20 protein-coding genes, 5 tRNA genes, 1 rRNA gene and 2 pseudogenes are annotated in these 24953 nt (G+C 34.0%); 6 read left to right on the forward strand and 22 right to left on the reverse strand.

Going from position 1 to position 24953, the window contains the following annotated elements; translation table 11 throughout:
* Positions 1-29: 29 nt before the first annotated feature.
* Both H0I41_RS07530 and H0I41_RS07535 read right to left on the reverse strand, forming a co-directional pair.
* A complete protein-coding gene (locus tag H0I41_RS07530) occupies positions 30-731 on the reverse strand; it encodes a GntR family transcriptional regulator (protein WP_004893439.1) in 702 nt (233 codons plus the stop codon).
* Positions 732-785: 54 nt separating this feature from the next.
* A complete protein-coding gene (locus H0I41_RS07535) occupies positions 786-1907 on the reverse strand; it encodes a hypothetical protein (protein ID WP_023599900.1) in 1122 nt (373 codons plus the stop codon).
* 92 nt (positions 1908-1999) lie between these two features.
* On the opposite strand from H0I41_RS07535, the gene H0I41_RS07540 reads away from it, so the two are divergent.
* Positions 2000-2302: a rhodanese-like domain-containing protein gene (locus H0I41_RS07540; protein ID WP_004897881.1), complete on the forward strand. Its 303-nt coding sequence runs from the start codon at positions 2000-2002 to the stop codon at positions 2300-2302.
* A 69-nt stretch (positions 2303-2371) separates the two neighbouring features.
* Here the strand turns inward: H0I41_RS07540 and H0I41_RS07545 are convergent.
* The 9 genes and pseudogenes from H0I41_RS07545 to H0I41_RS07585 all read right to left on the reverse strand — a co-directional run bounded on the left by H0I41_RS07545 (position 2372) and on the right by H0I41_RS07585 (position 7610).
* Positions 2372-2443, reverse strand: a tRNA-Gln gene (locus tag H0I41_RS07545).
* Positions 2444-2498: 55 nt separating this feature from the next.
* Positions 2499-2580, reverse strand: a tRNA-Tyr gene (locus H0I41_RS07550).
* 87 nt (positions 2581-2667) lie between these two features.
* Positions 2668-3576: an L-lactate dehydrogenase gene (locus H0I41_RS07555; protein WP_004893431.1), complete on the reverse strand. Its 909-nt coding sequence runs from the start codon at positions 3574-3576 to the stop codon at positions 2668-2670.
* Positions 3577-3660: 84 nt separating this feature from the next.
* Positions 3661-3954, reverse strand: a pseudogene (locus H0I41_RS07560) (SIS domain-containing protein); the annotation flags it as partial.
* 79 nt (positions 3955-4033) lie between these two features.
* Positions 4034-4354: a DUF898 family protein gene (locus H0I41_RS07565; protein ID WP_004897883.1), complete on the reverse strand. Its 321-nt coding sequence runs from the start codon at positions 4352-4354 to the stop codon at positions 4034-4036.
* Positions 4355-4415: 61 nt separating this feature from the next.
* A tRNA-Gln gene (locus H0I41_RS07570) sits at positions 4416-4487 on the reverse strand.
* 188 nt (positions 4488-4675) lie between these two features.
* Positions 4676-5509, reverse strand: a complete 834-nt coding sequence (gene apf / locus H0I41_RS07575) for an aggregation-promoting factor (RefSeq protein ID WP_135014326.1) — start codon at positions 5507-5509, stop codon at positions 4676-4678.
* Positions 5510-5870: 361 nt separating this feature from the next.
* The gene (gene apf, locus H0I41_RS07580) at positions 5871-6668 is read right to left on the reverse strand and encodes an aggregation-promoting factor (protein WP_041818626.1); all 798 of its coding nucleotides are present in this window, start codon (positions 6666-6668) and stop codon (positions 5871-5873) included.
* A gap of 222 nt (positions 6669-6890) precedes the next feature.
* Entirely contained in the window at positions 6891-7610 is a 720-nt protein-coding gene (locus H0I41_RS07585; protein ID WP_011162416.1) for a putative ABC transporter permease, read from the reverse strand.
* 143 nt (positions 7611-7753) lie between these two features.
* On the opposite strand from H0I41_RS07585, the gene psiE reads away from it, so the two are divergent.
* A complete protein-coding gene (psiE, locus tag H0I41_RS07590; RefSeq protein ID WP_011162417.1) occupies positions 7754-8158 on the forward strand; it encodes a phosphate-starvation-inducible protein PsiE in 405 nt (134 codons plus the stop codon).
* Here psiE and H0I41_RS07595 read toward each other — a convergent pair.
* The 4 genes from H0I41_RS07595 to H0I41_RS07610 all read right to left on the reverse strand — a co-directional run bounded on the left by H0I41_RS07595 (position 8153) and on the right by H0I41_RS07610 (position 11271).
* Positions 8153-8674 (reverse strand): GNAT family N-acetyltransferase, encoded by a 522-nt coding sequence (locus H0I41_RS07595; RefSeq protein ID WP_135014343.1) that lies wholly within the window; start codon positions 8672-8674, stop codon positions 8153-8155. The two genes, psiE and H0I41_RS07595, sit on opposite strands and share 6 nt — an antisense overlap.
* 154 nt (positions 8675-8828) lie before the next feature.
* A tRNA-Thr gene (locus tag H0I41_RS07600) sits at positions 8829-8901 on the reverse strand.
* 99 nt (positions 8902-9000) lie between these two features.
* Complete coding sequence (locus tag H0I41_RS07605) at positions 9001-9858, reverse strand: aldo/keto reductase (RefSeq protein WP_011162426.1); 858 nt, start codon at positions 9856-9858, stop codon at positions 9001-9003.
* Positions 9859-9939: 81 nt separating this feature from the next.
* Positions 9940-11271, reverse strand: coding sequence for an FAD-dependent oxidoreductase (locus tag H0I41_RS07610; RefSeq protein WP_135014325.1), 1332 nt, complete (start codon positions 11269-11271; stop codon positions 9940-9942).
* 124 nt (positions 11272-11395) lie between these two features.
* On the opposite strand from H0I41_RS07610, the gene H0I41_RS07615 reads away from it, so the two are divergent.
* Positions 11396-12148, forward strand: a complete 753-nt coding sequence (locus tag H0I41_RS07615; RefSeq protein ID WP_135014324.1) for a TIGR02452 family protein — start codon at positions 11396-11398, stop codon at positions 12146-12148.
* Positions 12149-12207: 59 nt separating this feature from the next.
* Positions 12208-13200, forward strand: a complete 993-nt coding sequence (gene galE, locus H0I41_RS07620) for a UDP-glucose 4-epimerase GalE (protein WP_135014323.1) — start codon at positions 12208-12210, stop codon at positions 13198-13200.
* Between the two features lie 42 nt (positions 13201-13242).
* Here the strand turns inward: galE and H0I41_RS07625 are convergent, their stop codons facing one another.
* From H0I41_RS07625 to H0I41_RS07640, 4 genes and pseudogenes are all read right to left on the reverse strand, one after another.
* The gene (locus H0I41_RS07625; RefSeq protein ID WP_135014322.1) at positions 13243-15465 is read right to left on the reverse strand and encodes a DEAD/DEAH box helicase; all 2223 of its coding nucleotides are present in this window, start codon (positions 15463-15465) and stop codon (positions 13243-13245) included.
* Between the two features lie 7 nt (positions 15466-15472).
* On the reverse strand, positions 15473-16807 hold the full coding sequence (locus tag H0I41_RS07630; protein ID WP_004897907.1) for an ATP-binding protein: 1335 nt from the start codon (positions 16805-16807) through the stop codon (positions 15473-15475).
* A gap of 3 nt (positions 16808-16810) precedes the next feature.
* Positions 16811-18688 carry a TerB N- and C- terminal domain-containing protein gene (locus tag H0I41_RS07635; protein WP_004897908.1) on the reverse strand — a complete coding sequence of 626 codons (1878 nt, stop codon included), beginning with the start codon at positions 18686-18688 and terminating at the stop codon, positions 16811-16813.
* Positions 18689-18800: 112 nt separating this feature from the next.
* A pseudogene (locus H0I41_RS07640) lies at positions 18801-19492 on the reverse strand (carboxymuconolactone decarboxylase family protein).
* Positions 19493-19702: 210 nt separating this feature from the next.
* Between H0I41_RS07640 and H0I41_RS07645 the strand changes: the two are divergent.
* On the forward strand, positions 19703-20128 hold the full coding sequence (locus tag H0I41_RS07645) for a hypothetical protein (RefSeq protein WP_004897911.1): 426 nt from the start codon (positions 19703-19705) through the stop codon (positions 20126-20128).
* A 191-nt stretch (positions 20129-20319) separates the two neighbouring features.
* Here H0I41_RS07645 and adhE read toward each other — a convergent pair whose 3' ends face one another.
* Positions 20320-22929 carry a bifunctional acetaldehyde-CoA/alcohol dehydrogenase gene (adhE, locus tag H0I41_RS07650; RefSeq protein WP_135014321.1) on the reverse strand — a complete coding sequence of 870 codons (2610 nt, stop codon included), beginning with the start codon at positions 22927-22929 and terminating at the stop codon, positions 20320-20322.
* 314 nt (positions 22930-23243) lie between these two features.
* Between adhE and H0I41_RS07655 the strand changes: the two genes are divergently transcribed.
* On the forward strand, positions 23244-24617 hold the full coding sequence (locus H0I41_RS07655) for an amino acid permease (protein WP_011162434.1): 1374 nt from the start codon (positions 23244-23246) through the stop codon (positions 24615-24617).
* Between the two features lie 112 nt (positions 24618-24729).
* Here the strand turns inward: H0I41_RS07655 and H0I41_RS07660 are convergent.
* Together H0I41_RS07660 and rrf are read right to left on the reverse strand one after the other, a co-directional pair.
* Positions 24730-24802 (reverse strand) — tRNA-Asn (locus tag H0I41_RS07660).
* A 13-nt stretch (positions 24803-24815) separates the two neighbouring features.
* A 5S ribosomal RNA gene (rrf, locus tag H0I41_RS07665) occupies positions 24816-24932 on the reverse strand.
* Positions 24933-24953: the final 21 nt, after the last annotated feature.

Consider the following 24953-nt stretch of genomic DNA (forward strand, 5'->3'; position numbering starts at 1 on the left):
TCACAAAATCAAACTGCATTATGCATTTTTTATTTTTCAAATGTAAATTCAAATCTTTCGGCCACATATGATGCACGAACATATTCAAAAGGATAATGATTACTGAGTTCAGTCACCTGGCGTCTAGTTACTAATGGCTCCCCCTTTTTAACTGACAATAAACGAGCCTCATTTTCATTAGCAACAGCTGCACCAATATTTTCTACAACGCTCCCAATCTTATAGCCACCCTTTTCTTCAAGCGTTTGATATAAACTACTTGAAATTTCATCTTTAGAAAAACGGGAAACTAATTCATAAGGAATTGTAGCCACTTCATAACAAATCGGCACATTATCTGCAAAACGAACACGTTCCATTCTTAATACGTTATCTGTATCTTGAATTTTTAGCTTTTCTTTTTCAGATAACGATGGCTTCGTTATACGATAAGATAGTAATTTACTAGAAGGAACCTGGCCATTAGAACGAGTTATATCGGTAAAACTCATGATCCCAGACATTTTCTCTTGAACCTTTTGACTAGAGACATAGGTTCCACTACCTAAGCGTCTCTCTAGGATTCCTTCGTCTTCTAATGTCTTAATTGCTTGGCGCAATGTCATTCTAGAAACATTGAATTTTGAAGCTAATTGCCGCTCAGCAGGGATCCGCTCTCCAACTTTATATTTTTTATTTTCAATATCACGCTTTATTTGGTTGTGAATTTTAATGTACATCGGTTCTTGCATGATAACCCCTCACTTCATTCTGCTACCACACTTATTTTAGCTTAAACTAGCTGATTAGTCATTGTTCTTCTTTGCTTCCCAACGCATTCCCAAAATATTAATATTTGGTCTCCTATTGCATTCAACCTCTAAATCTTGAGCACTACTTGAAACAATATTTAATTTAATCTTAGCATCATCCTGGACTGCAAGCCTACTCCCATTGGGATTAATAATTAAGTCTCGTCCTCCTAAAGTTGCTTGCCCATTTAAGGCTAAAAAATACTCAAAATCATCTCTTCCAGAAAAGGCGACTCTAGTTGCATCTGCTGTGGCCTTATCTTGAAAATCTGCGTGACTAATAATAGTTGAATTGTTTAAGGTTACTTTCGCATTATCACATGCAATTAGACGGTCTATTTTACTATTTTGAATCAAAGTTCTCGTATTCTTATCAAGAAAAATGCCGCCTTTAAATTCAGATTGTAAAATATTTACCCATGAATCATCTGAAATATAGAAACTAGAGTCATCGTTCTTTTCAACCGTTGAATTGAGCATATTTACCCAAGTCTGCCCATGAATTAACCCATAGGAAATAGACGTATTATTCAAATCAACTTCAGCATTTGAATTAGGGTATGTACTTAGATTACCATGAATCATACTGTTAGAAATAATTGCAGTCCCTTTTCCCTGAATACCTAAAGCTGCGTAATTTTCAGAATCATAATCAATTAATGAATCGGTCATTGTAAGTCTAAAGTCAGCTTGTGCAAATAAGGAAACACTAGAATTCAAAATTTTACTTGAAAATAATTCTAATGTACATTTTCCATTTACAGCAATTGCGGCCATATCATCTTCATCCCCATAAAGGGTAGTATTACGTAAAGTAAGATAGGTATCGGCATCATCTTCAACGTAAATAGTATTATGGCCTGATTTTGTTTGAAGAGCAATATTTTCTAATGTAAAAAAGTTACAATTATTCTCTAACACAAAAAAGCCACTAATTACCGTCTCGTCGGGAGTATTACCTGTCCCCTTGATAGTAATATTATTTACTTCTAAGCCTCGATCTAATTCATAAAATCCAGGAGCAAGCAGTAATACATCATCGGGCTGCAAGTCTTTAAGAGCACTTTTCCAAGTAGTACCGTCTCCTCGACCACTGACTTTAATAAGACGCGCCATACAAATCGATCCTTTCTACATAAAAATTTCACACATTATTCCCTTTATTTTCAATGTTCTCTGCTTAAATATAATCATCAATGGAGGTAACTATGATTAACATTACTACAAATCAATTAGCAGAAATTTTAGCACAAGATTCTAACATCAATTTATATGATTTACGAACACCAATTGAATTTGCATCAGGTCATATTCCTGATAGTCATAATCTTCCTTTTGAAGAATTAAAATACTTCAATGATCCTAAAAATGAGACCTACTATTTTATTTGTCGGTCTGGCGATCTTTCACATCATGTATGCCAACTTTTAAAATCTAAAGGTTATAATAATTTAATTAACATTTCTGATGGTATCCTTAACTGGAAAGGTAAAATACAAAGTATAAACTAAAAATGCAATATAACAAAAAAGGTCATCATATGATGACCTTTTTTTCGGGTTGGGTGTTCTTTCGAACTATTGGGTTAGCTGGATTCGAACCAGCGCATGATGGTACCAAAAACCATTGCCTTACCACTTGGCTATAACCCATTTGATTGAACTTTTACTTGTTGTTCAATGCAACCAGCTGAATAAAATTCAGCAATGGAGGCCAGTGGATTCGAACCACCGAACTCAGAGAGAGCGGTTTTACAGACCGCCGCGTTTAGCCACTTCGCTAGGCCTCCGAAACGTTACTTAATTATAATAACGAACTGCCTAGCAAAAAGCAAGTAAAAATTAGAAAAAAATCTAATTTTTTATTTTAGTATTACCTACTTTAATTGAGCGATATGCTTCTTAATGATATCAGCTGATTCCCTTAGCTTTTCATCTTCTTCAGAAGTTAACTCTAGTGGAATAACTTTTTCTACCCCATCTTTTCCAATAATTGCTGGATATCCAATATATGTTTGTACTTCATCTAAATATACAGAAGTTGGTGCAAATAATCTGGCATCACTAAATACAGCTTGAATTAAGCGAACAGCACAAGTTGCAATTGCATATGAGGTATATCCTTTTCCAAATGCTACTTTCATCGAATTTTTATTAGGTTGTGCACTTAATTTTTCCTCTTGTTCTTTTGTGAACAGTTCTTTAGCCGACTTACCATTAACTGAGACAGTTGACCAAGCAGTAAATTGGGATGCTCCATGTTCACCTAAAACAAATCCTGCTACATTTCTTGGATCTTCATTAAGTGCTTCCCCAACAATTCTTTGCATTCTAGCAGTATCTAGGAAAGTTCCAGTTCCGAAAACTTGTTTTTTAGATAAACCAGTAGTTTCTTGCAAGATCGTTGAAATAGCGTCACATGGGTTTGAAATATTAATTAGGATGCCCTTGAAGCCAGATTCTTTAATTTTAGCTCCTACTTCCTTAGCATTCTTAGAATTAATTTCAAATTCACCAAATCTATCTCCAGTTTTAACTGTCGCAGCAATATTACCAAAGGAAGTTACAATAATATCAACATCCTTTAAATCGCTATAGTCACCTAGAAACACATTAACATGATAATCATTCCTAGCTAAAGTATCACGCAAATCATTATATTCCGCCTCTGCTTTAGCTTGGTTTTTATCTAATAAGTATAAATTATCAACAATTCCATGAGTAAATAAAGTAAAAGCAACTGTCGCACCAACATGTCCCATACCAATTACGGCTACATTTCTCATTGTAATTCCTACTTTCTATAAAACTTTCTATAAAAATTCTTACACCTTAAGGATAATCCATTTGCCCTAAGTTTTAAATTCATTTTATATCTTTTGACTAGAAACTATTTTTTCATGCTGCTTAATCTTTTCAATTCGCTTCTCATCTCTTTTAATAAGTAACAAAAACAAGGCTTCAATAATTGTAAAAGCTGCTACACGAGAGAAGTAATATTGATTTTGTAAAACTGTTTGTCTTACCCCGGTCCTTAAATGATAATCACTATTTAAGGCAATCGGAGAATCTGGATTATTAGTAATACCGATAATTTTAATTTTATTCTTTTTAGCCAACTCAATTTCTTTTATTAGAGCTGCCGATTCTGGGGAATGAAATATCCATTTGATGAAAAACAATTTTTTGTAAATTAAAAGACTAGAGATGGTGCATTTTTTGTATCATCTCTAGTCTTTTCTATTAGTTAACAAAAATTGTATTTTTTGCCTTCCAATCGCGAATTTTTATTCCTACCCAAAAGCCATAAATGCCGACTGTAATAATAGTTAAAAGTAGCCACTTAATCCAATTCCCAAATAATCCAAAGGCACTTCCAGTAAATTTCATCCTGTGTCCTTCAATTACAGTATGGTTAATTTCCCAACCATAAATCATGCACACAGCCCAAGGATAGCAAATCCCTAATGTACAAACAGTAATAAGTGTTCCTAAGATATGCCAACCAATAAAAGAAATTAAGCCCCCATCAAAAAAAGAATTACGTCCATGCCTTGTTTCCATTATGATCTCTTCCAATCCAAATTTATGTACAAAAAAAGCCAGGTTTTACCTGGCAAATCTATTGGGTTAGCTGGATTCGAACCAGCGCATGATGGTACCAAAAACCATTGCCTTACCACTTGGCTATAACCCATCCTTCAAGCCTTTTACTTGTTGGCTCTATTTGAATGAACTTAATCACTCAACGATTAATATCATATTATAAATACGAACCTCTGTCAACAAAATCCTCTAAAAAATATTTATTATTTTTAAAATTAATTAGGAGCATAAAAAAGATCGCCTTTTGGCGATCTTTTTAAGCATAATTCAGTTGATATTTTAGTACCAGCCGTTAGTTTGCCAGAACTTTTGAGCACCAGTCCATGAACCGTAACGTGATTTTACGTAGTTATCTGCTACACGTTCTTGGTTTGCTGCTGAGTAGTCTCCACCAAGGTATGATGCTGATAATTGGTACTTACCAATGTATTGACCATTTCTTGCTGAGTATGAACCACCTGATTCACGGCCTGCAATCCAAGCTTTAGCTGCTGCTTCAGAACCAGATACGTTTGAAGTGTAGCTAGTTGTTGCTTGAGTTTGAGCAGGTTGTGCTACTTGAGTAGTTTGCTTTTGTGCTGGAGCATAGCTGTAAGTTCTTTGTTGTACAGGAGCTGAGTAAGTACGTTGCACATTATAGTTGTAGTTAGTCTTAGGAGCTTGTGCTTGTACAGCAGTTTGTTGCTTTTGTTGTACTGGAGCTTGTACAGTAGTTTGTGGTTGTACTTGTTGTACAGGAGCTTGTGCTTGAGGAGCTACTGGAGTAGCAACTTGGGCACTAGCAGCATTTCCGCCTTCTACAGTGTACTTAGCCATGATCCATTGGTTTGCACCAAGATCATACCACTTGTTACCCATAACATCGTAAGCAGTTCTTATAACTTTCCAAGTAGTACCATGTACTAATTCTTTACCAGTAAAGTTGGCATTTTCAACGCCATCCCAAACGGCAACAGTAGAGTTTGCATTGTTAATAGTTACAACATTAGTATCATTTTGAACAATAGTAGCAGCTTGTGCGTCATTAGTATTTTGTGAATTTAAAGCTACCAAACCAGTTGCGGTAAGAGCAGCTGCTGCAAGTGACTTAGTTAAGATAGATTGAAATTTCAAGAGAAATTCTTCCTTTCATATTTATCAGTCATTTAATTTACAAGTTACATAATACAGCCTCAAAATGTCAAAACCATGACATGAATGCTACCACATTATTAAATAAAAGTGCCTTATGTTACAGTTTATGTAATATTTGTAACTTGAACACGCTTTCTTGTAATATTCCTATATAAAACTACTATGCCTTATGCATCAGCCCTATTCTGTCTTACTGCCCCCCTTAATGATTTATTAGAGGCTAAGTGAGAAATAAGACGAGAATATCACAAAAGTGAATTATGTATTCTCCGTTCTCGAACTATGAGTACAAAAAAAGAGATATCATAACTGATATCTCTTTATATATATTCACTAACTTTTAGTACCAGCCGTTTGCTTGCCAGAAGCTTTGAGCGTTAGACCATGAACCGTAACGTGATTTTACGTAGTTATCTGCTACACGTTCTTGGTTTGCTGCTGAGTAGTCTCCACCAAGGTATGATGCTGATAATTGGTACTTACCAATGTATTGACCATTTCTTGCTGAGTATGAACCACCTGATTCACGACCTGCAATCCAAGCTTTAGCTGCTGCTTCAGAACCAGATACATTTGAAGTGTAACTTGATTGAGATTGTGCAGGTTGTGCTTGTTGTTGTACTGGTTGAGTTTGTTGTGTACTTTGAGCTGGTTGAGTACTTTGTACTGAAGAGTAAGTACCTACAGAAGTCTTAGGTGCTGAGTATGAACCTTGAGTAGTTTGAGTTTGTGCAGCAGTATTGTATGAACTTGCTTGTGAAGTAAACAATTCTGAAGCAACATTAGGATCAACAGTATCTTTACCTAAGCGAGTATACTTAGCCATTACCCATTGGTTTGCACCAAGATCGTACCACTTGTTACCAGCATCGTCATATGCAGCTCTGATAACTTTCCAAGCAGTTGCATGTGGTAAGTATTGACCAGTCATTTGCTTATCAGGACCGTATGAATTCCAAACAGCAATGCTCTTGTGTGGAAGGTAGTTAATTGTAACAACTTTTTCTTGTTGGCCAACAGTAACTTCTGCAGCCTTTACAGTGTTTTGAGTGTTATTTACAATTGCAGCACCTGCTAAAGTAAGGGCAGCAGCCGCAGCAGTTTTAGTTAAAGTAGATTTCAAATTTTTATTAAGCATATCCAAAATTAAATTCTCTCCTTGATAAATTTGATTTGAATCATTATTTCGTCATTTCTATTTACAGCTTATATAATACATGGCCAATATTGCAGAATAGTTCCTAGAAAATTAAGGATATATTTCATCTTGTTACATTCCTGTAATATTTGCGCCTTAAGTTACAATAATGTAACGATGTAATCTTTCTGTAGCAAAACAAAGAAGAGAGAGTCATTTTTCTTAACTCTCTCTTCTTTTCTTTATCCATCTATTCTTAAATTGGTTAAATTTCTTTGTATCAGTAAACTTTAACTGCGGGAAACTCGTAAGGAATCGCTTCTGATTCCAGGATAATGTTTCCATTAATTTATCAAAGGCCTGGTTTAATTTACCTTCATCTAATTTCATACGAGTATTTAAACGCTCATTCCAACTTTTAGTACTCATATGTAGTTTCTCTACACTAAAGATAGTAAGAATAAAGTCTGTTCCCATCACAATTACTATTATTAAAGCAAGATAGCCATGCGTTTTTATTTCTTCCCAAGTAATTAACTTTTGAATAAATGGCTGAATAACTTTTACAAGAAAGACTACCCCTATCCCCCAAAATAAAGAAATAATTGGGGCAACCCGGCCTTGAATATTTCCCCATAGATGAGAATAGTCCCATAACTTCATATGGAAAACATACTGTAAAAATACACTAGCGAAATACTCAAAAATTGTCGCTACTATTACACCAACTACATATAATAGGAAAATATTATTTTGAATCCGATAGGTACAGATTAAAATCGTTGTTACTGCAAAGCCATATACGGGACAATAAGGCCCAAACAAAAATCCCCGATAATCATAATGATGATCCTTAATCGAACAATAGATTGTTTCCCATATCCAGCCAATTACAGAATATGTAAAAAATAAAACAATAATTTCAGAAAAAGTAAACGGCATTTTTAATACCTCATAAGTAATTTTTAGACTCTTCTATATTAAAGATATCATTCTTTAATGAAATTAAGGCGTACAACACCTCTGGAAAAATTAACTAAAAAGCGTAAAAATATTCTTATCTGTAATTGAAAGGTACATATATAATGAAGAAACTTAATAAAACAGCTAGTAAATATGCTAATATTCTACGCTTTTTTACCATAATTGCTTTAGAAATTTTAGGAGCTTTAATGCTTATCCTGATGTTTAGTCAATTATTTGTAATAGGTCGTATTATGATTAGCAATCATTTAATTAACATACCTACGAAAGTTTTAGATGAAATAGTCACTTTCTTCTTATTCTTTGAATTTTCGGCTATGATTGTGACAGCCTTAAAGCATATGGGTCATACAAGCTTAAACTTTTTAATGAGTCTAGGAATTACAGCCCTTTTAAGAAATTTAATTACTGCGCATGGTGAACCAATGCAAATTTTAATTCATGCAGTAGCAATATTATTACTAATTATTGGAGTAGTAATTTTGAACAAACATATCAAATTATAGATTTAGTTCATAGGCTAAACGACTAGGATCCTCTGGATCTTCATCAACCATAATAATCCCACGTTCAATAAAATTATGGTTTAAAGCTAAATGTTGCATAATTTGATTTTTACGTGATGTATCAATTCTAAAGTTTTTAATTCCTTGGTTTACCATAATTGAAATCAAATCTGAAAACATAAAATTAGCTAAATGCATCCCGCGATACTTACTGCTAATAGCTAAACGATGAAAAGTAACATAATCATCGTTAGTATTTTTCCACTCTCCATTTATTTTCTGATAAGTTGGCTCTATTCCAACAACACTTGCTGCATAGCCAGCCACCTTATCATCTACTATTAAAACCAAGGCACTTTTATTTTTGATATCAGTTAAAATTGTATCTTCGTCCGGATAGGTTCCTTGCCATTGACTACTTCCGCTTTGCTTTAGAAAATCTTTTGCTTCATTAATAATACCCATGATATTTGATAAATCGGCGTTAGTGGCATAGCGTGTATAAATTAAAGTCATAATCTCACTCATTTCATTTTTCTACTAGTATACCTAAAAAGCAGAGCCCCCGGCCCTGCTTTTTTAGGTTATATTGAATATTAATGTAAAAAAGAGCCTGCCAAATAAAGTTTTCTAAAACTTTATTTGAAAGACTCTTAGTTAATACCCTGAGTGCTGAATGCCAGGATCGAACTGGCGACCTCTTCTTTACGAGGGAAGCGCTCTACCAACTGAGCTAATTCAGCATTAACACTAGAATTATAACAAAGATTTTCTTCTCCTGTAAAGCATCAGTAAAATTTTACAAATAAAAAAGTCGAAGTAACCACTACTTCGACTTTTAATTAAAAGTTAGCCGTATCTGGATCAGTAGCTAAGTCGCTAACTCCATGTAAACTATCTAATTTGCTCATCTGCTCATCATTTAATTCAAAATCAAATACATCAATATTGGCTGCAATGTATTTATCGTGAACTGATTTAGGTAAAGGCAAAAATCCGTGTTCTAGAGACCAACGAATTAAAACTTGAGCCGGTGATTTTCCAACTTCATTAGCTATTTCGTTAACAACTTCATTTCCTAACAAACCACCAGTGCCTAAGGGACTGTATGCTTCACTTAATAATCCTAACTCTTCATTTACTTTCACTACATCTGATTGTAAATCACTTGGATTAAGCATAATTTGGTTAACGGCTGGTTTTATTTCTGCAGTTTTAAGCAATTCCTCTAGGTGATGCTTTCTAAAATTAGAAACTCCAATAGCTCTAATCTTACCCGCCTTAACTGCTTCTTCCATGGCTCTCCAGCTTTCTGCATTTGCTTCAGCCCAGTGATCTCGAAGAGCCAATGGATTAGGCCAGTGAATTAAATATAAATCTAAATAATCTGTCCCTAAATTTTGCAAACTTTTATCAATTGCAGCTTTTGCCTCTTTATAACCATGATCTGCATTCCAAAGTTTAGTAGTAATAAATAAGTCATGGCGGTTAATGCCACTATTCTTAATTCCTTCTCCTACACTTTCTTCATTCCCATAAGCTGCAGCAGTATCAATATGTCTGTAGCCACTATTCAATGCTGCTTCAACTACATGTTTTGCCACATCACCGTCTGGAGTTTGCCAAGTACCAAAACCAATAATCGGAATTTTGACACCATTATTCAATGTATATGTATCTTCAACTGAATTAAATTTCATGTTTTTCCTCATTTCTTTAATTACTTACATTATAAAAGTAATTTATGCTTTTTTCATGAAATTTAGCTTTTCACAATGAATTTATTTAAATAAGTCATTAAAAGCTTCAGACATTGTCGGATGAGTATAAATCTGATCTCTTAAAACCGCATAGGATAAATGGGCCTTCATCGCTAAAGAAATCATATTAATCAATTCATATGACTCAATTCCATAAAGTGTAGCCCCTAGAATTTTTTCAGTTTCTGGGTCAACGAGTGCCTTAAATAAACCTCTATTATCTTTTGCAACCTTTGCTTTAGGAATTGCTGTAACGGGCAACTTAAATAACTTGTATTCTTTTCCTAATCTATTTGCTTGCTTCTCATTTAAACCAACTTGAGACAAGGCGGGTGAAATAAATACACTATAAGGAACTACCTTTCGGTCACTGACCATGCGAGCACCTGTACCAAACAATTGATCTTTAATAATTCTAAAATCATCTAACGAAATATAGGTAAATTGAAGACCACCTTTAACATCCCCGATTGCCCACACATTGTCCACAGTAGTTCTTAGAAAATCATCTACTTTTATAGCGCCACGATCAGTTGTTTCAATCGCGGTATTTTCTAAACCTAAGTTTTCAGTATTTGGTTTACGACCAGTTGCTACCAAAATTCGGTCTGCACTAATCGTCTTTCTTTCTTCATTTATTTGATAGGTAATTTTTGCATTACTTGTTTCATCAGTAATTTTTTCAATATCAGCACCAAGTTCAAACTTAATACCAGCATCTTCCATATCTTTTCTTACTGCATTACTAATATCCTCATCTTCACGAGCTAAAAATTCCTTATTATGATCAAGCACTGTAACTTTACTACCATATTTTGCAAACATGCTAGCAAATTCCAATCCAATATATCCCGCTCCAATAATTGTTAAATTCTTTGGCATCTTCTTTTCATCCATGGCTTGAGTTGAATCAAGGATATACTTGCTTTCTTTTAAGCCCGGGATTGGTAACATCACTGGAACTGCACCAGTATTAATGAAAATACGGTCTCCTTTATACTGAGCTTTTTTACCATTAGGAAGTTTTACTTCAATTTCATGATCAGCAATAAAATGCGCTTCTCCATCTAATACAGTTACAGTCTTTTCGTCTGCAAGCATATGATAGTTTTTCTCCCGCAATTGTGCAGTCATTTCGTTTTTACCATTTACCGCATCCACATAAGAAACGCCGTTAGCTGCTTCAATAATTAATCTTTTTGAAGGTAGGCAGGCAATGTTAATACAAGTACCTCCATACATCTTATTAGATTTTTCAATTACTAATACTTCTTCTCCCTTTTGTGCTAGAAACTTAGCTAAAGTTTTCCCACCTTTTCCAAAGCCGATAATTATGTTTTTAATTGTCTCCATATCATTTTCCTCTTACTTTTTACAAGTTTATTCTTTTAACTATTATTTTATACATAAAATATTAATTTGCATCTTTTATGCTTATAAATTTTTATATAAAATCATTTTATTTATAGGTAAAAAAATGGGAATTATAGAACAACATATAAAAATGGCAAAAAAGCATAATGAAATAATAGAGAAAAAATATAGGGCTGAGATAAATCATAGTGCTATACAAAGTAAGATATTTACCAATACCTTAGAAATAAAAGATAGAGGAAATAAATATCCTATTTTAAGTTTTTCAGCACATGCGGGAATATCTCTAAAAGAAAAAGATCCTAACTCAAAAGTGGCTATACTTAATTTTGCAAATTACACCATGCCAGGAGGAGGCTACTTACACGGAGCACTAGCTCAAGAAGAAGTTTTATGTCATCAATCAGATTTTTATCAAGTTCTAACCAAATTCTCTCAATACTATAGATGGAATCAAATGCATCTCAATCAAAACTTATATGAACATCGTGCTATTTATACTCCTAATATTGTACTTACAAATTTAGACGGAAGTCTTGTTAATACACTAGACATCATCACTTGTGCTGCTCCTTGTTATACTATCGCCAAACATAATAACATTTCTTATGAAAAAGCTTGTATAGTACTTAAAAAGAATGGAATTTGTAAAAAAATCGCTGAATATGAAAGAGTAGATAAATTAATTTTAGGAGCTTGGGGAGCTGGGGCGTTTGGCTTTCGTGGAATTGAAGTTGCTAAAATGTGGCATGATGTATGGCGCACTCCTTCACCGATTAAAGAAATACAATTTGCAGTAATAGATCATTTAGGATTTCAAAATACACAAATTTTCAAATCAGAATTTTCAAACTAAGCTATTATGATAAAATTAACTTGATTCGGTTATTATTTATTTAAAAAGGAGTAACGTTAATGCGAGTATTAGTTATCGGCGGAGCTGGTTACATTGGCTCTCACGCTGTTAGAAAATTAATTGAAGAAGGAAACGATGTTGTTGTCCTTGATTCTCTCTACACTGGTCACAGAAAAGCTGTCGACAAGAGAGCTAAATTCTATCAAGGTGACATTGAAGATACTAATTTAGTAAGCAAAATCTTACGTGATGAAAATATTGACGCAGTAATGCACTTTGCTGCTTACTCATTAGTTGGTGAATCAGTTAAGAAACCTTTGAAATACTACGATAATAATGTTTCTGGAATGATTTCACTACTTCAAGCTATGGAAGATGCTAAAGTTAAATATTTAGTCTTCTCTTCTAGTGCTGCTACTTATGGTATTCCTGAAAAATTACCAATTACTGAAGACACTCCATTAAATCCAATTAACCCATATGGTGAAACTAAGATGATGATGGAAAAGATTATGCACTGGGCTGACAAGGCTAATGGTATTAAGTCAATCGCCCTTCGTTACTTCAATGTAGCTGGTGCTTCAAGTGATGGTTCAATCGGTGAAGATCACGGACCTGAAACTCACTTGATTCCTAACATTTTAAAGAGTGCTATTGCAGGCGACGGTAACTTCACTATTTTTGGGGATGACTATAACACTAAAGATGGTACTAACGTCCGTGACTACGTTCAAGTTGAAGACCTAATTGATGCTCATATCTTAGCTCTTAAGCACGTGATGGTCACTAATAAATCTGATGTCTTTAACTTAGGTACTGCACAAGGATACTCTAACTTAGAAATTCTTGAAGCCGCTAAGAAAGTTACTGGTATCGACATTCCTTACACTATTGGTGCAAGAAGAGGCGGAGACCCTGATTCCTTAGTTGCTGACTCAAGCAAAGCTCGTAAAGTTTTAGGCTGGAAGCCAAAACATGAAGATGTTGATGACGTAATTGCCACTGCTTGGAACTGGCACAAGAGTCACCCAAAGGGTTACGAAGATAAATAAATCAAAAAAATCCATTCAATCCTCACGACTGAATGGATTTTTTTATTGCAATTGATTAACGCAATTTCTCATTTCCTCAATATCTAAAATACTATGAGCAAATTCTTTTCTCACTAATTCATCGGGTAAATATTCATCATATTTATCAAATACCGGTACTTCATTTGGATACACTAGCTCTAATGGGTCAAAATCTTTATTAGCTTCTTCTACTAAAATTTTCAAAAATTCTTCTTTATTTACATCCATTGCAAATTGCATAAAATACGGACGACTAGAATTAAAGCCACGCAAACCAATTCGCTTAGCACACTTAATTTTGATTAATCTTTCTAAAGCTAAAAATGCATATGTTCCTGTCCACGGAAAGAGACACCACATTTTTCCACCTAAGTTAATTAAGTTACTTTCTAGCATACCCGAAGTTTTAGCAGTATCACGCACTTCTTTAAGACGCGCAATAGCATGCTTCATTAGATAGGGGTATTGCTTTTGCTCGGTTAAAATTTTATTCATTCTTTGTAAAATCTCAGGCTGAATATCTCCTGCAACATCCCCAAAATATGCCGGAATACGTCCTTTAACAGGATGGCAATAGACTTGATGTCGTTTACGATCTACATCTTCTACTACCCACACACGGCCCGCTATCGCTATTTTATCCCCAACGGGCGGCGGTTTAACAATAGTTCCCAGCTCTTCTGATTCTGACTTAACAGAATATTCTTCATTTTCTTGAAAAACAGCATAAAACTTAAAATTATTAACTATGCGTTCACCACTTAGACCTACAATTAAACCACCATTTTCAGTTTGCTGAATATGATCTTCTTTAATTAGATGTCTAAGTAATACTCGATAATCATCTTGACTAACATTCCGAAAATAATGCAGTGTCAATACTCGCGACGCTAGCTCTGCAGGCGTCATTTCACCATTCGAAGCTAAAGTAGACATGGTCTGATGGTAGAGCAAACTATATGGTAAGCGATTTGGTTCAGGAGGTTCTACCCATCTTTCTTCTAAATATAGTTGAACTAAAGCAATCCCTTGTAATAAAGACCATGGAATAATCTCAGGAAGCATCGCACGGGACTCAGGATGTGATTCGCGCATTACAAACCACATTTCCGAAGGATTGCCTCTACGTCCTGTCCTCCCCATCCTTTGTAAAAAGCCAGATACAGTAAATGGTGCATCAATCTGAAAAGCACGCTCTAATTTTCCAATATCGATACCTAATTCAAGTGTGGCGGTAGCACAAGTAGTCATCAAAGAATCTTCATCTTTCATTTCTACTTCAGCAGTTTGCCGATAAGCAGCGGATAGATTACCATGATGAATTAAAAAACGATCTGGCTCATGTTCTACTTCACAGTATTGTCTTAATATCTGACAAACTGCTTCACATTCTTCACGGCTATTAGTGAAGACTAAACATTTTTTGCCGCGTGTATGTTCAAAAATATAAGCCATTGATGGATCAGCTGTGTTTGGAGCTTGATCACTTTTCTCATCTAAAACTGGTTGCGCGGGATCAAAATCATTACTATCAGCCTGTGGGCCATTATCGTAAAAGTGTTCCATTGATAGCCGCCAAACTTGTCCACTTCCTTCTACTTTAGGAACAGTAGTTTTATGTTTAGAACCAGCCCCTAAAAATTCAGCCGCAGATTTTGTATCACCAATTGTTGCAGAAAGTCCAATACGACGAGGATCAACATCGGCCATTTTAGATAATCTCTCGATTAAACAAAAAGTTTGTCCTCCACGGTCAGATCTTAAAAAAGAATGCAATTCATCAATTACAATATATCTCAGATCATGAAACAAATTAGGAATATCCATATGTTTATTAATCATCAATGACTCTAAAGATTCCGGTGTGATTTGTAAAATACCAGAGGGATGTTTAAGTAATTTTCTCTTTTGTGTCTGGGTCACTTCGCCATGCCAACGCCATACAGGAATATCAACATCCTGACAAAGTTCGTTTAAACGTTCATATTGATCATTAATTAATGCTTTTAGTGGTGAAATGTACAGTACACCCACTGATTGAGGAGGATTTTCATAGAGATCAGTTAAAATTGGGAAAAATGCAGCCTCCGTCTTACCAGAAGCAGTCGACGCAGCTAGCAAGACATTATCTCGACTATTAAAAATAGTTTCTGCTGCTCCAACTTGAATTGAACGGAGATTTTTCCATCCATGTTCATAAATATAATCTTGAATAAAGGGAGCAAAACGTGTAAAAATATCCATTTTTCACTTAAATTCTAAACTCAGCAAAATCATCAGACTTTTCATTAGAAACCGCCTCTGATTCGGCATAAGAAAACTTATCCGAATTAAGTAATTTTTCAACGTCAGTCTCTGGATTTTGCCAAACAATATCTAATAATTCAATAAAATCACGAATAATCTCACGTGGCGTAATATTTGTTGATGCTCCCACACGTGAATATTCAATTTTTATGAACTTTTGTAAATCATCTTCTGTAATTGTTTTTTCATACCCATATAGATTAGCATGCATCTCTGCAAGTTTTTCAGTTAAGACAAGCATTTCTTCTGGGGTAAGAGGATCAAGCTTAATAACAGGTGCATACATATCTCTATTGCCAGCTTCAGAAAATTTTCCACTAGCAAGACGTGAGCGCAATGCTTCATATGAATATACTCCGCGTCTCTTATCTTCAATTGCCTGCGGGGTTCCACCCATAATAATTCCAAGATACTTCGACTTTCCTTGTAAGGCATCGTTGTACATTGTTAATATCTTTTCATAGTTATATTGGCGGCTAATACTATTCGGGATTTTATAGATATTTACTAACTCATCAATCATAATCATCAAGCCCGCATATCCAGCTTGTCTAAAAAATGATGCGAATAATTTTAAATACTCATACCAATCGTCATCAGATATTACAATATCGACTCCTAATTCTTTCTTAGCCTGTGTTTTATTGGCATATTCACCTCTAAACCACTTAACAACTTTGGCTTTTGTTTCTTCATCATCATTGATATAGGCTTGATAGTACATTTCAAGTAACTTTGCAAAATCAAACCCGTGCACTAATTCAGAAAGATTAGAAATTACTGCATAAATTTTCTTATTGACTGCGTCTTCAAAGGCGGGAGTATCATCATTTAATCCTGTCTCTGTTCTAACCTGCATTTGAACCGAATTAATCCAGCGATCCAAAATTAAGGTTAATGCTCCACCTTCCGGTCTAGTTTTGGTGGAAAGATTTTGAATTAGTTCTCGATAAGTTGCTAATCCTTGCCCTTTTCCACCCTGCAGCCGTCTTTCTGGCGATAAATCACCATCAACCACAACAAAATTTTTATCCATTACATAATTTCTAATAGTTTGAAGTAAGAAACTTTTCCCCGAGCCATACCGACCCACTATAAATCTAAAAGAAGCTCCTCCGTCTTTGATTAGCTCTACATCATGTAATAAAGCTTCAACTTCGGCTTTTCTTCCAACAGTAATGTATGGTAATCCGATTCTAGGTACTACTCCACCTTTTAAAGAATTCAAAATAGTTTGAGCTATTCTTTTAGGCACTTTTCTATTTTTATTAATAGCCATACTTTAGTTTGTTCCTTTCAAAAACATATCTTCTAGATCTTCTTGGTAATCTTCAATTACTGTAGGTATATCATTTATAAACTCAATGACATTATCACCAAATTCATCAAAAAGTTTTTCATTTATGTTATCAATTATAACGGCAGCCATTAAATGATGCTCTTTAAGATATTTGTTTAGGTCTTTTCCCTTTAAAAGCAAAATTATGGTGGCCATTTCTTCTGAGCTCAACCCATAGTCTTCCTGCTCATCGTTTACAACAGTTTCTTCAATTTGCTCCCTTTCTTCTTGCTCAGCTTGAAGTTCTTCTTCAGTTAATAAACTGTCTCGAGTTCCCGCTGCATCCTCTCGAATTGTAGATAACTGTGACAGGTTAAATTCAATTTTAGGCTGTTTTAATTTTTGTTCCTCTATTTGATATTCCTTAATTCCATCCCTAATAGCCTTAAGATAATGCTTTTCTATTTTTCTAGGTTTTAAATTTCGTCCCAAATTAAAACATAATCTTATTTCGCGATCTACTTCATGCAAAAAATTACCCATAATACTTTTTTGACCAGTCAATCCCCAGTAAGACTCACAATACCAGGTATTCTTTTCTTCATCATAAAAATATTTTCTAATTTGATCAATTTCATAGCTAGTTGTCTTTGGCTCTAGCTGATGATTAAATACGGCAGCTGAAAATAGTTGAATTGTCATCTGATTCTTATAAGCAATATAACTAGTAAAAAAATCAAATCCATCATTACGTAAATCTAAAATTTTGTGCCAAATTAGAACTAAAAGATATTCAAATTTTTCTATACTCTTTTTATACAAGGGGCAATTGCTAATCTTATAATTAGATAACTTCATTAAGTTTTCTGCAACTTCGTGGTTAGAAAATTGATCTGGGTATAACAATTGTTCATACTTTTTGTCATTAGTCTGTTCTTTAACAAAAAACGTATTATTTGTTTTATTTATATTATAAAAAATAATATAATCGCGAATCCATCTTTCAAGATAAGCACTCATTTCCGGTGAAAATTTTTGAGCATAATTTTTATTAAAAGTAATTAACTTATCTAATCCTTCTTCTGGATCCTTAATTCCAATTCCATTTAGTAATTCATACAAATAAATGTAAGCATATGAATCTGAAATTTTTTCATAGATATTTTGTCTAATTTTCGTACGCCAAGTGAAATACGTCCTTGCCTGTCCCACTGTTAAGTCATGGTAAGTTGGATAATATCGTAAGAAAGATTGTTTTCCTTCATAGTGATCTTCGTATGAAGCCACTAATTTACCCTGTAAATAAAAATTCTGTTCTCTACGAACCGATCCTGGTAAAGAATATTGATAGGACTCAATCATCTTTTTTATTTCTTTAGGAACAAGCTGGGTATCTTCAAAATTTAGATTAATTTCTTCTGTAGATTTTTCTTCTTTTCGAAGTATATTAGATGACCTTTTCCAATTTTTAAAGTTTAATTCTTGTTCCTGATAGACCCTTTCTTCACCATTTTGAATAGTATCAGGAATATAAATTAATTTTTCAGGATTAGGTCGTTTATTGGACATGAGAGCGATTTTAAAAGCATATTCCAATGCTTTTTTTATTTTTTGATTACTTAACCCTAAGCTAACTTCAACCCACTTAGCTTCTTTTATTAGGGATGAAGCTGAAAAGCCGGGTAAGTCTTTAATTGTTGCTGCAAAATCTCCACAATTAATGTTTAAACTTTTATTTTTAGGATCTAAATTTAAAAGAGCAAACCAATTTTTAGTAATCGGTGAACTAAAAGCTACCAAATTAGGATTGTCATTAACTTCACTAATACTGTTTTTTCCAAAATGTCGTATAGCATAACTTAATAATTCATCGGTATTCATGGTCCCCGCTCCTTTCGAACATATATTCTACTATATTTTTATTTATCTAGCCACGAAGGTACAATAAAAAACGCTGAAACCATAATGATTTCAACGCTATTAAATAGCCTCACTATTTTACTTGATTAATCACATTAATTGCGTTTAAGCTACGAGGATAGCCAATAAAGGGAACATTAGCTAAAACAACCTTAGTTAAAAATTGTTGATCATTTCCTAGACCTACATTAGCCTTGGCGTGGGCCAACAATTGTGGTTCACACCCTCCTTGAGCAGCCAAATAACAGAAAGTTACCATTTCTCTCTCTTTATCATCTAGGCCATTTCGGGTGTAATAATCTCCAAAGCAATTATTAACCACTTATTAATAGTTCCTTTTTTAGCAAAATCTTTCATTTGTGATCCAAATAATCTAATTTGAGTTTCTTCACCTTTTTCAAGACGATTTTTCATAGTAGTGGTAGCTTGACTAGGTAATGGCAATTTAACACCACGATTGAGCAAAACTTGATTTATTGCTTCAAAAAATGGTATCACACGTCCCAATCCTAAATAATCAACTGCTTGATAGACTACTTCTTTTGCTTCAACCGGACTTACTCCATTATCAAGAGCAACTGGAAGCATTAAACGATATTCTTCTAGGCTCTGCATCCCTAACAAATAGGCTAAATTAGATAATAATTTTATTTTATTTGGTAAGTCTATATCATCTTGTACTTCCTCAAAAGTAAAATGACTAATTCTTTCCCAACCTTCAGGATCATTTGCCTTTAAAACTACTTTATATGCATGCAAAAACATACTATTAAAGCATAGATTTATAAATAACATTATAGTAACTAGTGTTATCATTTTATCTAATATGTTCACATATATATTTATCAAACCATTAGTTATTTCAAACCTATACGCTTTTTTTATAAAATAACATCTTTTTCTTGAAACTATAAGTATTAAATTTTATAGTAAAGATGATTAAGTTAATAGAAAGATTTCAGGAGGTATATTGTTATGACAGATTATGCAAAAAGAGAAATGAAAGCATTAGACAGAATTGCTAAGAAGATTTCAGATGCAGAAAGTCACTTAACAAAGATTGAAGATAGTATTGATGATAAGAAACATCGCACCGCTCAACATGAAACAATTAAGGATATTAAATCAATTCTTAAGCACGCAAGAAAAGTCGACAAAGACGAAGACAAAATCGAAGAGTTCAAAGGTGAAGGTCCTAAAGATTCAACCGAAAACCACTACGTCTATGAAGAAGAAGAAGAACCTGTTATCAACGATCTAAAGAAGGACTTCGCAGAATTAGATGACAAACTTGCTAAGTTAAATGACTTCAACGGTGGAGATATTGATGCTTTCAGAACTGAACACCACTATCTTGAAAAGGCTCAAGACATCTTGAAGAAAGCCGGCAAATTAAATTAGTCTAATTTATAGTAATAGTTTTATAGTTTAATTTACATACATACAGGAAAAGAATGATATATTCCTTACCCTCTTTGGTAAAGAATTATCATTCTTTTTGTTTTTGATCAAAATAAAAAAGGGGAAGCAATACATTGCTTCCCCTTTTACGTGCGAATTCATATTAATATTTCAAGAGAGATACGAAAAAATTAAGCTTCAATACCCTTTCCAGTGTATGTTTCTTTCATTAGATTCTTAATTTCACTAATCAATAACGCAGAAGGATTTGTTACAACGTTTTGGTCGCCATAGGCTTCAACAGCCATGTTTTCTACCTTATTATTAAAATCAGCTTCACTAATTCCATTAGCTTTAAGGCTTAACTTCATCCCAACAGCATGTCCTAATTCAACAACTTTCTTGATTAAAGCATCAATTAGTTCTTGGTCGCTATTTTCTTTTAGTCCCAGACTACGTGCAATTTCTGCATAATCTTTATCAGCTCTAAAAATTGAATAATGTGGGCGCATTGCAAGCTTTCTAGGCTTTTTAGAATTGAATCTAATCACATATGGCATTGCAATAGCATCACTTAAGCCACTTGGAATACCAAACTCAGATGATTCTGTATGAGCAATTGCATGTCCTACACCTAAGAATGCATTTGCATATGCCATACCAGCTAAAGTAGCTGCATTATGCATTCTGCTTCTAGCATTTTGATCACCATTATATGATTTTTCTAAGTTTTCAAAAATCAACTTGATAGCTTCCATCGACCAGCCACGAGTAAAATCAGTAGCCATAGTCGAAACATAACTTTCTACTGCATGAGCTAATGCTTCAAAACCAGAGCGAGCAATCAATTCCTTTGGCATAGTTTCTACAAATTGATCGTCAACAATGGCAACATCAGGATTTAAAGAATAATCACAAAGAGTGTGTTTAATTCCGGTCTTTGCATCTTTAATAATTGAAAATGGTGATACTTCTGAACCAGTTCCTGAAGTAGTTGGAATACATACTAATTGGATAGCATTATATTTTGGAAATCTTACTGTTCTTTTTCTAATATCTAAAAATTTTGAATAAGCATCTTCAAAACTCATATCTGGATTTTCGTAGAATAATCGCATTGCCTTAGCAGCATCCATTACAGATCCACCACCAATAGCAATCACGACATCCGGCTTAAAGATATTCATTCGGTGAACACCGTCAGCAATTATATCAGTATCCGGATCCTTAGTTACTGCTTGAAAGACTTCATAGCTCTTTTTACCACGACGTTGACTAATAATATCAGTAATTTCATTAATGTATTTGCTGGCTACACCTTCATCAGTCACAATGAAGAATCTTTCAACATCAGGCATGTGCTTTAAATAATTTGCTGCATTATGTTCAAAATATGTCTTCTTTGGAACCTTGATCCATTGCATATTATCACGACGTTTTGCAACTGTCTTAATGTTAAGCAGGTCTCTAGCACCAATATTATGTGAAAAAGTATTAGCACCATATGAACCGGTCCCTAAAGTAAGGGAAGGAAGCATATTGTTGTACAAGTCACCAACACCACCAACTGAAGCTGGAGAGTTAACCAAAATACGGCATGCATCCATTTTCATTGAAAACTCATCAATTACTTTTTCATCTTGAGAATGAACCCCCGCAGTATGGCCGCGTCCACCATAATTTAGAAGGTCGGTACAAATCTTATAGGCATCTTCATGACCCTTAGCTTTATACATGGTAAATACAGGAGAAAGCTTTTCAGCAGATAAAGGATACTTTTTACCCACACCCTTGTATTCGGCAATAATTACCTTAGTATCTTCTGGTACATCTACTCCACATAATTTTGCAATTTGATAAGCCGAACGACCAGCAACTGGACCAGCAACAGTTCCTCTCTTAGGATCAATGAATTTTTCTTCGAACTTCTTAATTTCATCTGGTTTTAAGAAATAACAATTCCAAGACTTAAATTCATCTTTTACTTCGTTATAGATATCCTCATCAACTACTACAGAATTTTCGGAGGAACAAATCATACCATTATCAAAAGTCTTGGAGAGAACAATATCGTAAACGGATTCTGGAATATTGGCGGTCTTTTCAATATATGAGGGACCATTACCTGGACCAACACCGATTGCAGGCTTACCAGATGAATAAGCAGCCTTAACCATTCCAGGACCACCAGTAGCTAAAATTGTTTGAACATTTGGATGATTCATTAATGTACTAGTTGCTTCAAGACTTGGATATTCAATCCATTGAATTGCGTCTTTAGGAGCACCAGCTTTAATTGCTGCTTCTCGAATAATTTCACCAGTTTTTACACAACTCTTTTGTGCTTGTGGGTGGAAGCCAAAAATAATAGCATTTCTAGTTTTTAAAGCAAGCATAGCTTTAAAAATTACAGTTGAGGTTGGGTTAGTAACGGGAGTTACTCCAGCAATTACGCCTTTAGGTTCTGCAATTTTAACTAATTGTTTTTCTTTATCTTCTTCAATAACACCAACAGTTTTTTCATGACGAAGACTATTCCAAATGTTTTCACTGGCAAACATATTTTTAATAGTCTTATCTTCTACTACTCCACGACCAGTTTCTTCAACAGCCATTTTTGCAAGTAAATAACTATTCTGTTCCCCTGCACTTGCGATAGCTTCACAAATTTTATCAACTTGTTCTTGATCAAAATTGGCCATCTCATCTAAAGCAACATGGGCTTTTTCTACATAGCCATCAATCATTTTATTTACATCAATTGCTTTTTCTTCTTTTGTCGCCTTTTTATCTTGCACCATTTAATTGGGCCTCCTACTCGGAAATCTAGGCATATTTTTTTGAACAATGACAGTATAGTCCTTATATCCAACACTTGTAAATGACTTTGTGCATCTTTTTACAAATTCACAATATGATAAAAAGTAAGAAATAAGTGCTTTCAATAATGTTATCGGTTACATTTTTTATAATATTGAAAAATATTTCACAAAAATATCAAGTAATTTTTTTATTCATAATCTTATAAAAAATCTTAAACACTATACGTTTTATCAGTTATTATAGATTTTTATGTTAAAATTTTAATAAACTATGAAAGGAGTTTTATATTTTAATGTCAAAAAATAGCTCAGAATCATCTGAGGTTAAAACTATGAAACGGAGTTTGACAAATGCCCATATTCAACTAATTGCATTAGGGGGAACAATTGGAACAGGACTATTTCTAGGAGTTGGAAATAGTATTGAGCTAGCTGGTCCTGCAGTAATTTTCATCTATTGCTTAGTTGGATTCTTTCTTTTTCTGTTAATGAGAGCACTCGGAGAACTGATACTTTCAGATATTAAGAAAAATACCTATATTGATTTTATTTCAGAATACTTAGGAAAAAGTATTGGAACAACAACAGGATATTTATATTGGTTCAGTTGGTTGACTCTCGCTATGGCAGAAATTACTGCCCTAGGAATTTATTTTCAATATTGGTGGCCCAACCTGCAAAGTTGGATTCCCGGATTAATTACTTTATTAGTACTATTAGGTATTAATCTAATTTCAGCACGGGTATTTGGAAACTTAGAATTTAGTTTTGCAATTATTAAAATTGTAACAATTATTGCATTTGTTATTCTTGTCTTCTACCTATTAATTACAAATTCTTCAACAAAGTATGGGCATGTTAGCTGGAATAACATGATGATTGATGGCGGTATTTTCGCCAAAGGTCCTAAAGGTTTTTTATTAGGTTTTCAAATGGTAATCTTTAGTTTCATCGGTGTTGAGTTAATTGGTTTAACTGCTGCTGAAGCAAAAGAACCAAAGAAAACTATTACACGGGCTATTGACCAACTGCCTGTTCGAATTATTTTATTTTATGTGCTTGCAATTCTAAGTATCTTATTAGCAATTCCTTGGACAAAGGTTTCAACTTCAAGTTCACCATTCGTTCAAGCATTAGGTGCAACAGGAATTAAAAATGCAGGTTCAATAATTAACTTTGTTGTTATAAGTGCAGCCATTTCATCAACTAATAGCTTTATCTATAGTGCGGGCCGTCTATTATTTTCAATAAATTACAATGGTAAAAACAAAATCAGTAAGCATTTAGGTAAGTTGGATCATCGACAATTACCTAAAAATGCTTTAGTATTCTCAACAGTTTTAATTGCATTAGCACCTCTTTTAAATCTCTTTTTAAAGGATGCTTTTACCTTTATTTCTGCCACTGCAACGAGTATGTTTTTATTAATTTGGTCAATTATGATCGTGACTCATATGACTTACCGTAAAAAGACACCAAAGAATGAACTTCCAACATTTAGAATGCCGTTATATCCAATATCAGATATAGCAGTACTAATATTTTTTATAGCAATGATTATTGTGTTACTAATATTTCCAAATTATCGAATTCCAATGATAAGTGCAGGAATAATTTTTACAGTTTTAGTATGTCTAACTCACTTTATACAGAAAAAAAGTAATTAATATTAAATCCTCTAGTTAAGAAAACTAGAGGATTTTTTCATGAAAAATAATAACTATACAAAAAAGGAAGAACAAAGATAATTCTTCATTCTTCCTTTAACTCATCACTTTACTCCGGCTGTCAGACTCGAACTGACGACAACCTGATTAACAGTCAGGTGCTCTACCAACTGAGCTAAGCCGGAATATTAAAAAAGAGCACGGCGACTGCCTACCCTCGCAGGCAGTTTCCCACCAACTACTCTCGGCGTTAAGAAGCTTAACTTCTGTGTTCGGCATGGGAACAGGTGTATCCTTCTTGCCATCGCCACCGTACTCTTTCTGAGCTTTTACACT

Source organism: Lactobacillus johnsonii (assembly GCF_014058685.1).
Lineage (GTDB): Bacteria > Bacillota > Bacilli > Lactobacillales > Lactobacillaceae > Lactobacillus.

Excerpts from the sequence above, each read along its gene's own strand:
- H0I41_RS07530 (WP_004893439.1), bottom strand. The coding sequence starts at position 731 with ATGCAAGAACCGATGTACATTAAAATTCACAACCAAATAAAGCGTGAT.
- H0I41_RS07535 (WP_023599900.1), bottom strand. The coding sequence starts at position 1,907 with ATGGCGCGTCTTATTAAAGTCAGTGGTCGAGGAGACGGTACTACTTGG.
- H0I41_RS07540 (WP_004897881.1), top strand. The coding sequence starts at position 2,000 with ATGATTAACATTACTACAAATCAATTAGCAGAAATTTTAGCACAAGAT.
- H0I41_RS07555 (WP_004893431.1), bottom strand. The coding sequence starts at position 3,576 with ATGAGAAATGTAGCCGTAATTGGTATGGGACATGTTGGTGCGACAGTT.
- H0I41_RS07565 (WP_004897883.1), bottom strand. The coding sequence starts at position 4,354 with ATGGAAACAAGGCATGGACGTAATTCTTTTTTTGATGGGGGCTTAATT.
- apf (WP_041818626.1), bottom strand. The coding sequence starts at position 6,668 with ATGCTTAATAAAAATTTGAAATCTACTTTAACTAAAACTGCTGCGGCT.
- H0I41_RS07585 (WP_011162416.1), bottom strand. The coding sequence starts at position 7,610 with ATGCCGTTTACTTTTTCTGAAATTATTGTTTTATTTTTTACATATTCT.
- psiE (WP_011162417.1), top strand. The coding sequence starts at position 7,754 with ATGAAGAAACTTAATAAAACAGCTAGTAAATATGCTAATATTCTACGC.
- H0I41_RS07595 (WP_135014343.1), bottom strand. The coding sequence starts at position 8,674 with ATGACTTTAATTTATACACGCTATGCCACTAACGCCGATTTATCAAAT.
- H0I41_RS07605 (WP_011162426.1), bottom strand. The coding sequence starts at position 9,858 with ATGAAATTTAATTCAGTTGAAGATACATATACATTGAATAATGGTGTC.
- H0I41_RS07610 (WP_135014325.1), bottom strand. The coding sequence starts at position 11,271 with ATGGAGACAATTAAAAACATAATTATCGGCTTTGGAAAAGGTGGGAAA.
- H0I41_RS07615 (WP_135014324.1), top strand. The coding sequence starts at position 11,396 with ATGGGAATTATAGAACAACATATAAAAATGGCAAAAAAGCATAATGAA.
- galE (WP_135014323.1), top strand. The coding sequence starts at position 12,208 with ATGCGAGTATTAGTTATCGGCGGAGCTGGTTACATTGGCTCTCACGCT.
- H0I41_RS07625 (WP_135014322.1), bottom strand. The coding sequence starts at position 15,465 with ATGGATATTTTTACACGTTTTGCTCCCTTTATTCAAGATTATATTTAT.
- H0I41_RS07630 (WP_004897907.1), bottom strand. The coding sequence starts at position 16,807 with ATGGCTATTAATAAAAATAGAAAAGTGCCTAAAAGAATAGCTCAAACT.
- H0I41_RS07635 (WP_004897908.1), bottom strand. The coding sequence starts at position 18,688 with ATGAATACCGATGAATTATTAAGTTATGCTATACGACATTTTGGAAAA.
- H0I41_RS07645 (WP_004897911.1), top strand. The coding sequence starts at position 19,703 with ATGACAGATTATGCAAAAAGAGAAATGAAAGCATTAGACAGAATTGCT.
- adhE (WP_135014321.1), bottom strand. The coding sequence starts at position 22,929 with ATGGTGCAAGATAAAAAGGCGACAAAAGAAGAAAAAGCAATTGATGTA.
- H0I41_RS07655 (WP_011162434.1), top strand. The coding sequence starts at position 23,244 with ATGTCAAAAAATAGCTCAGAATCATCTGAGGTTAAAACTATGAAACGG.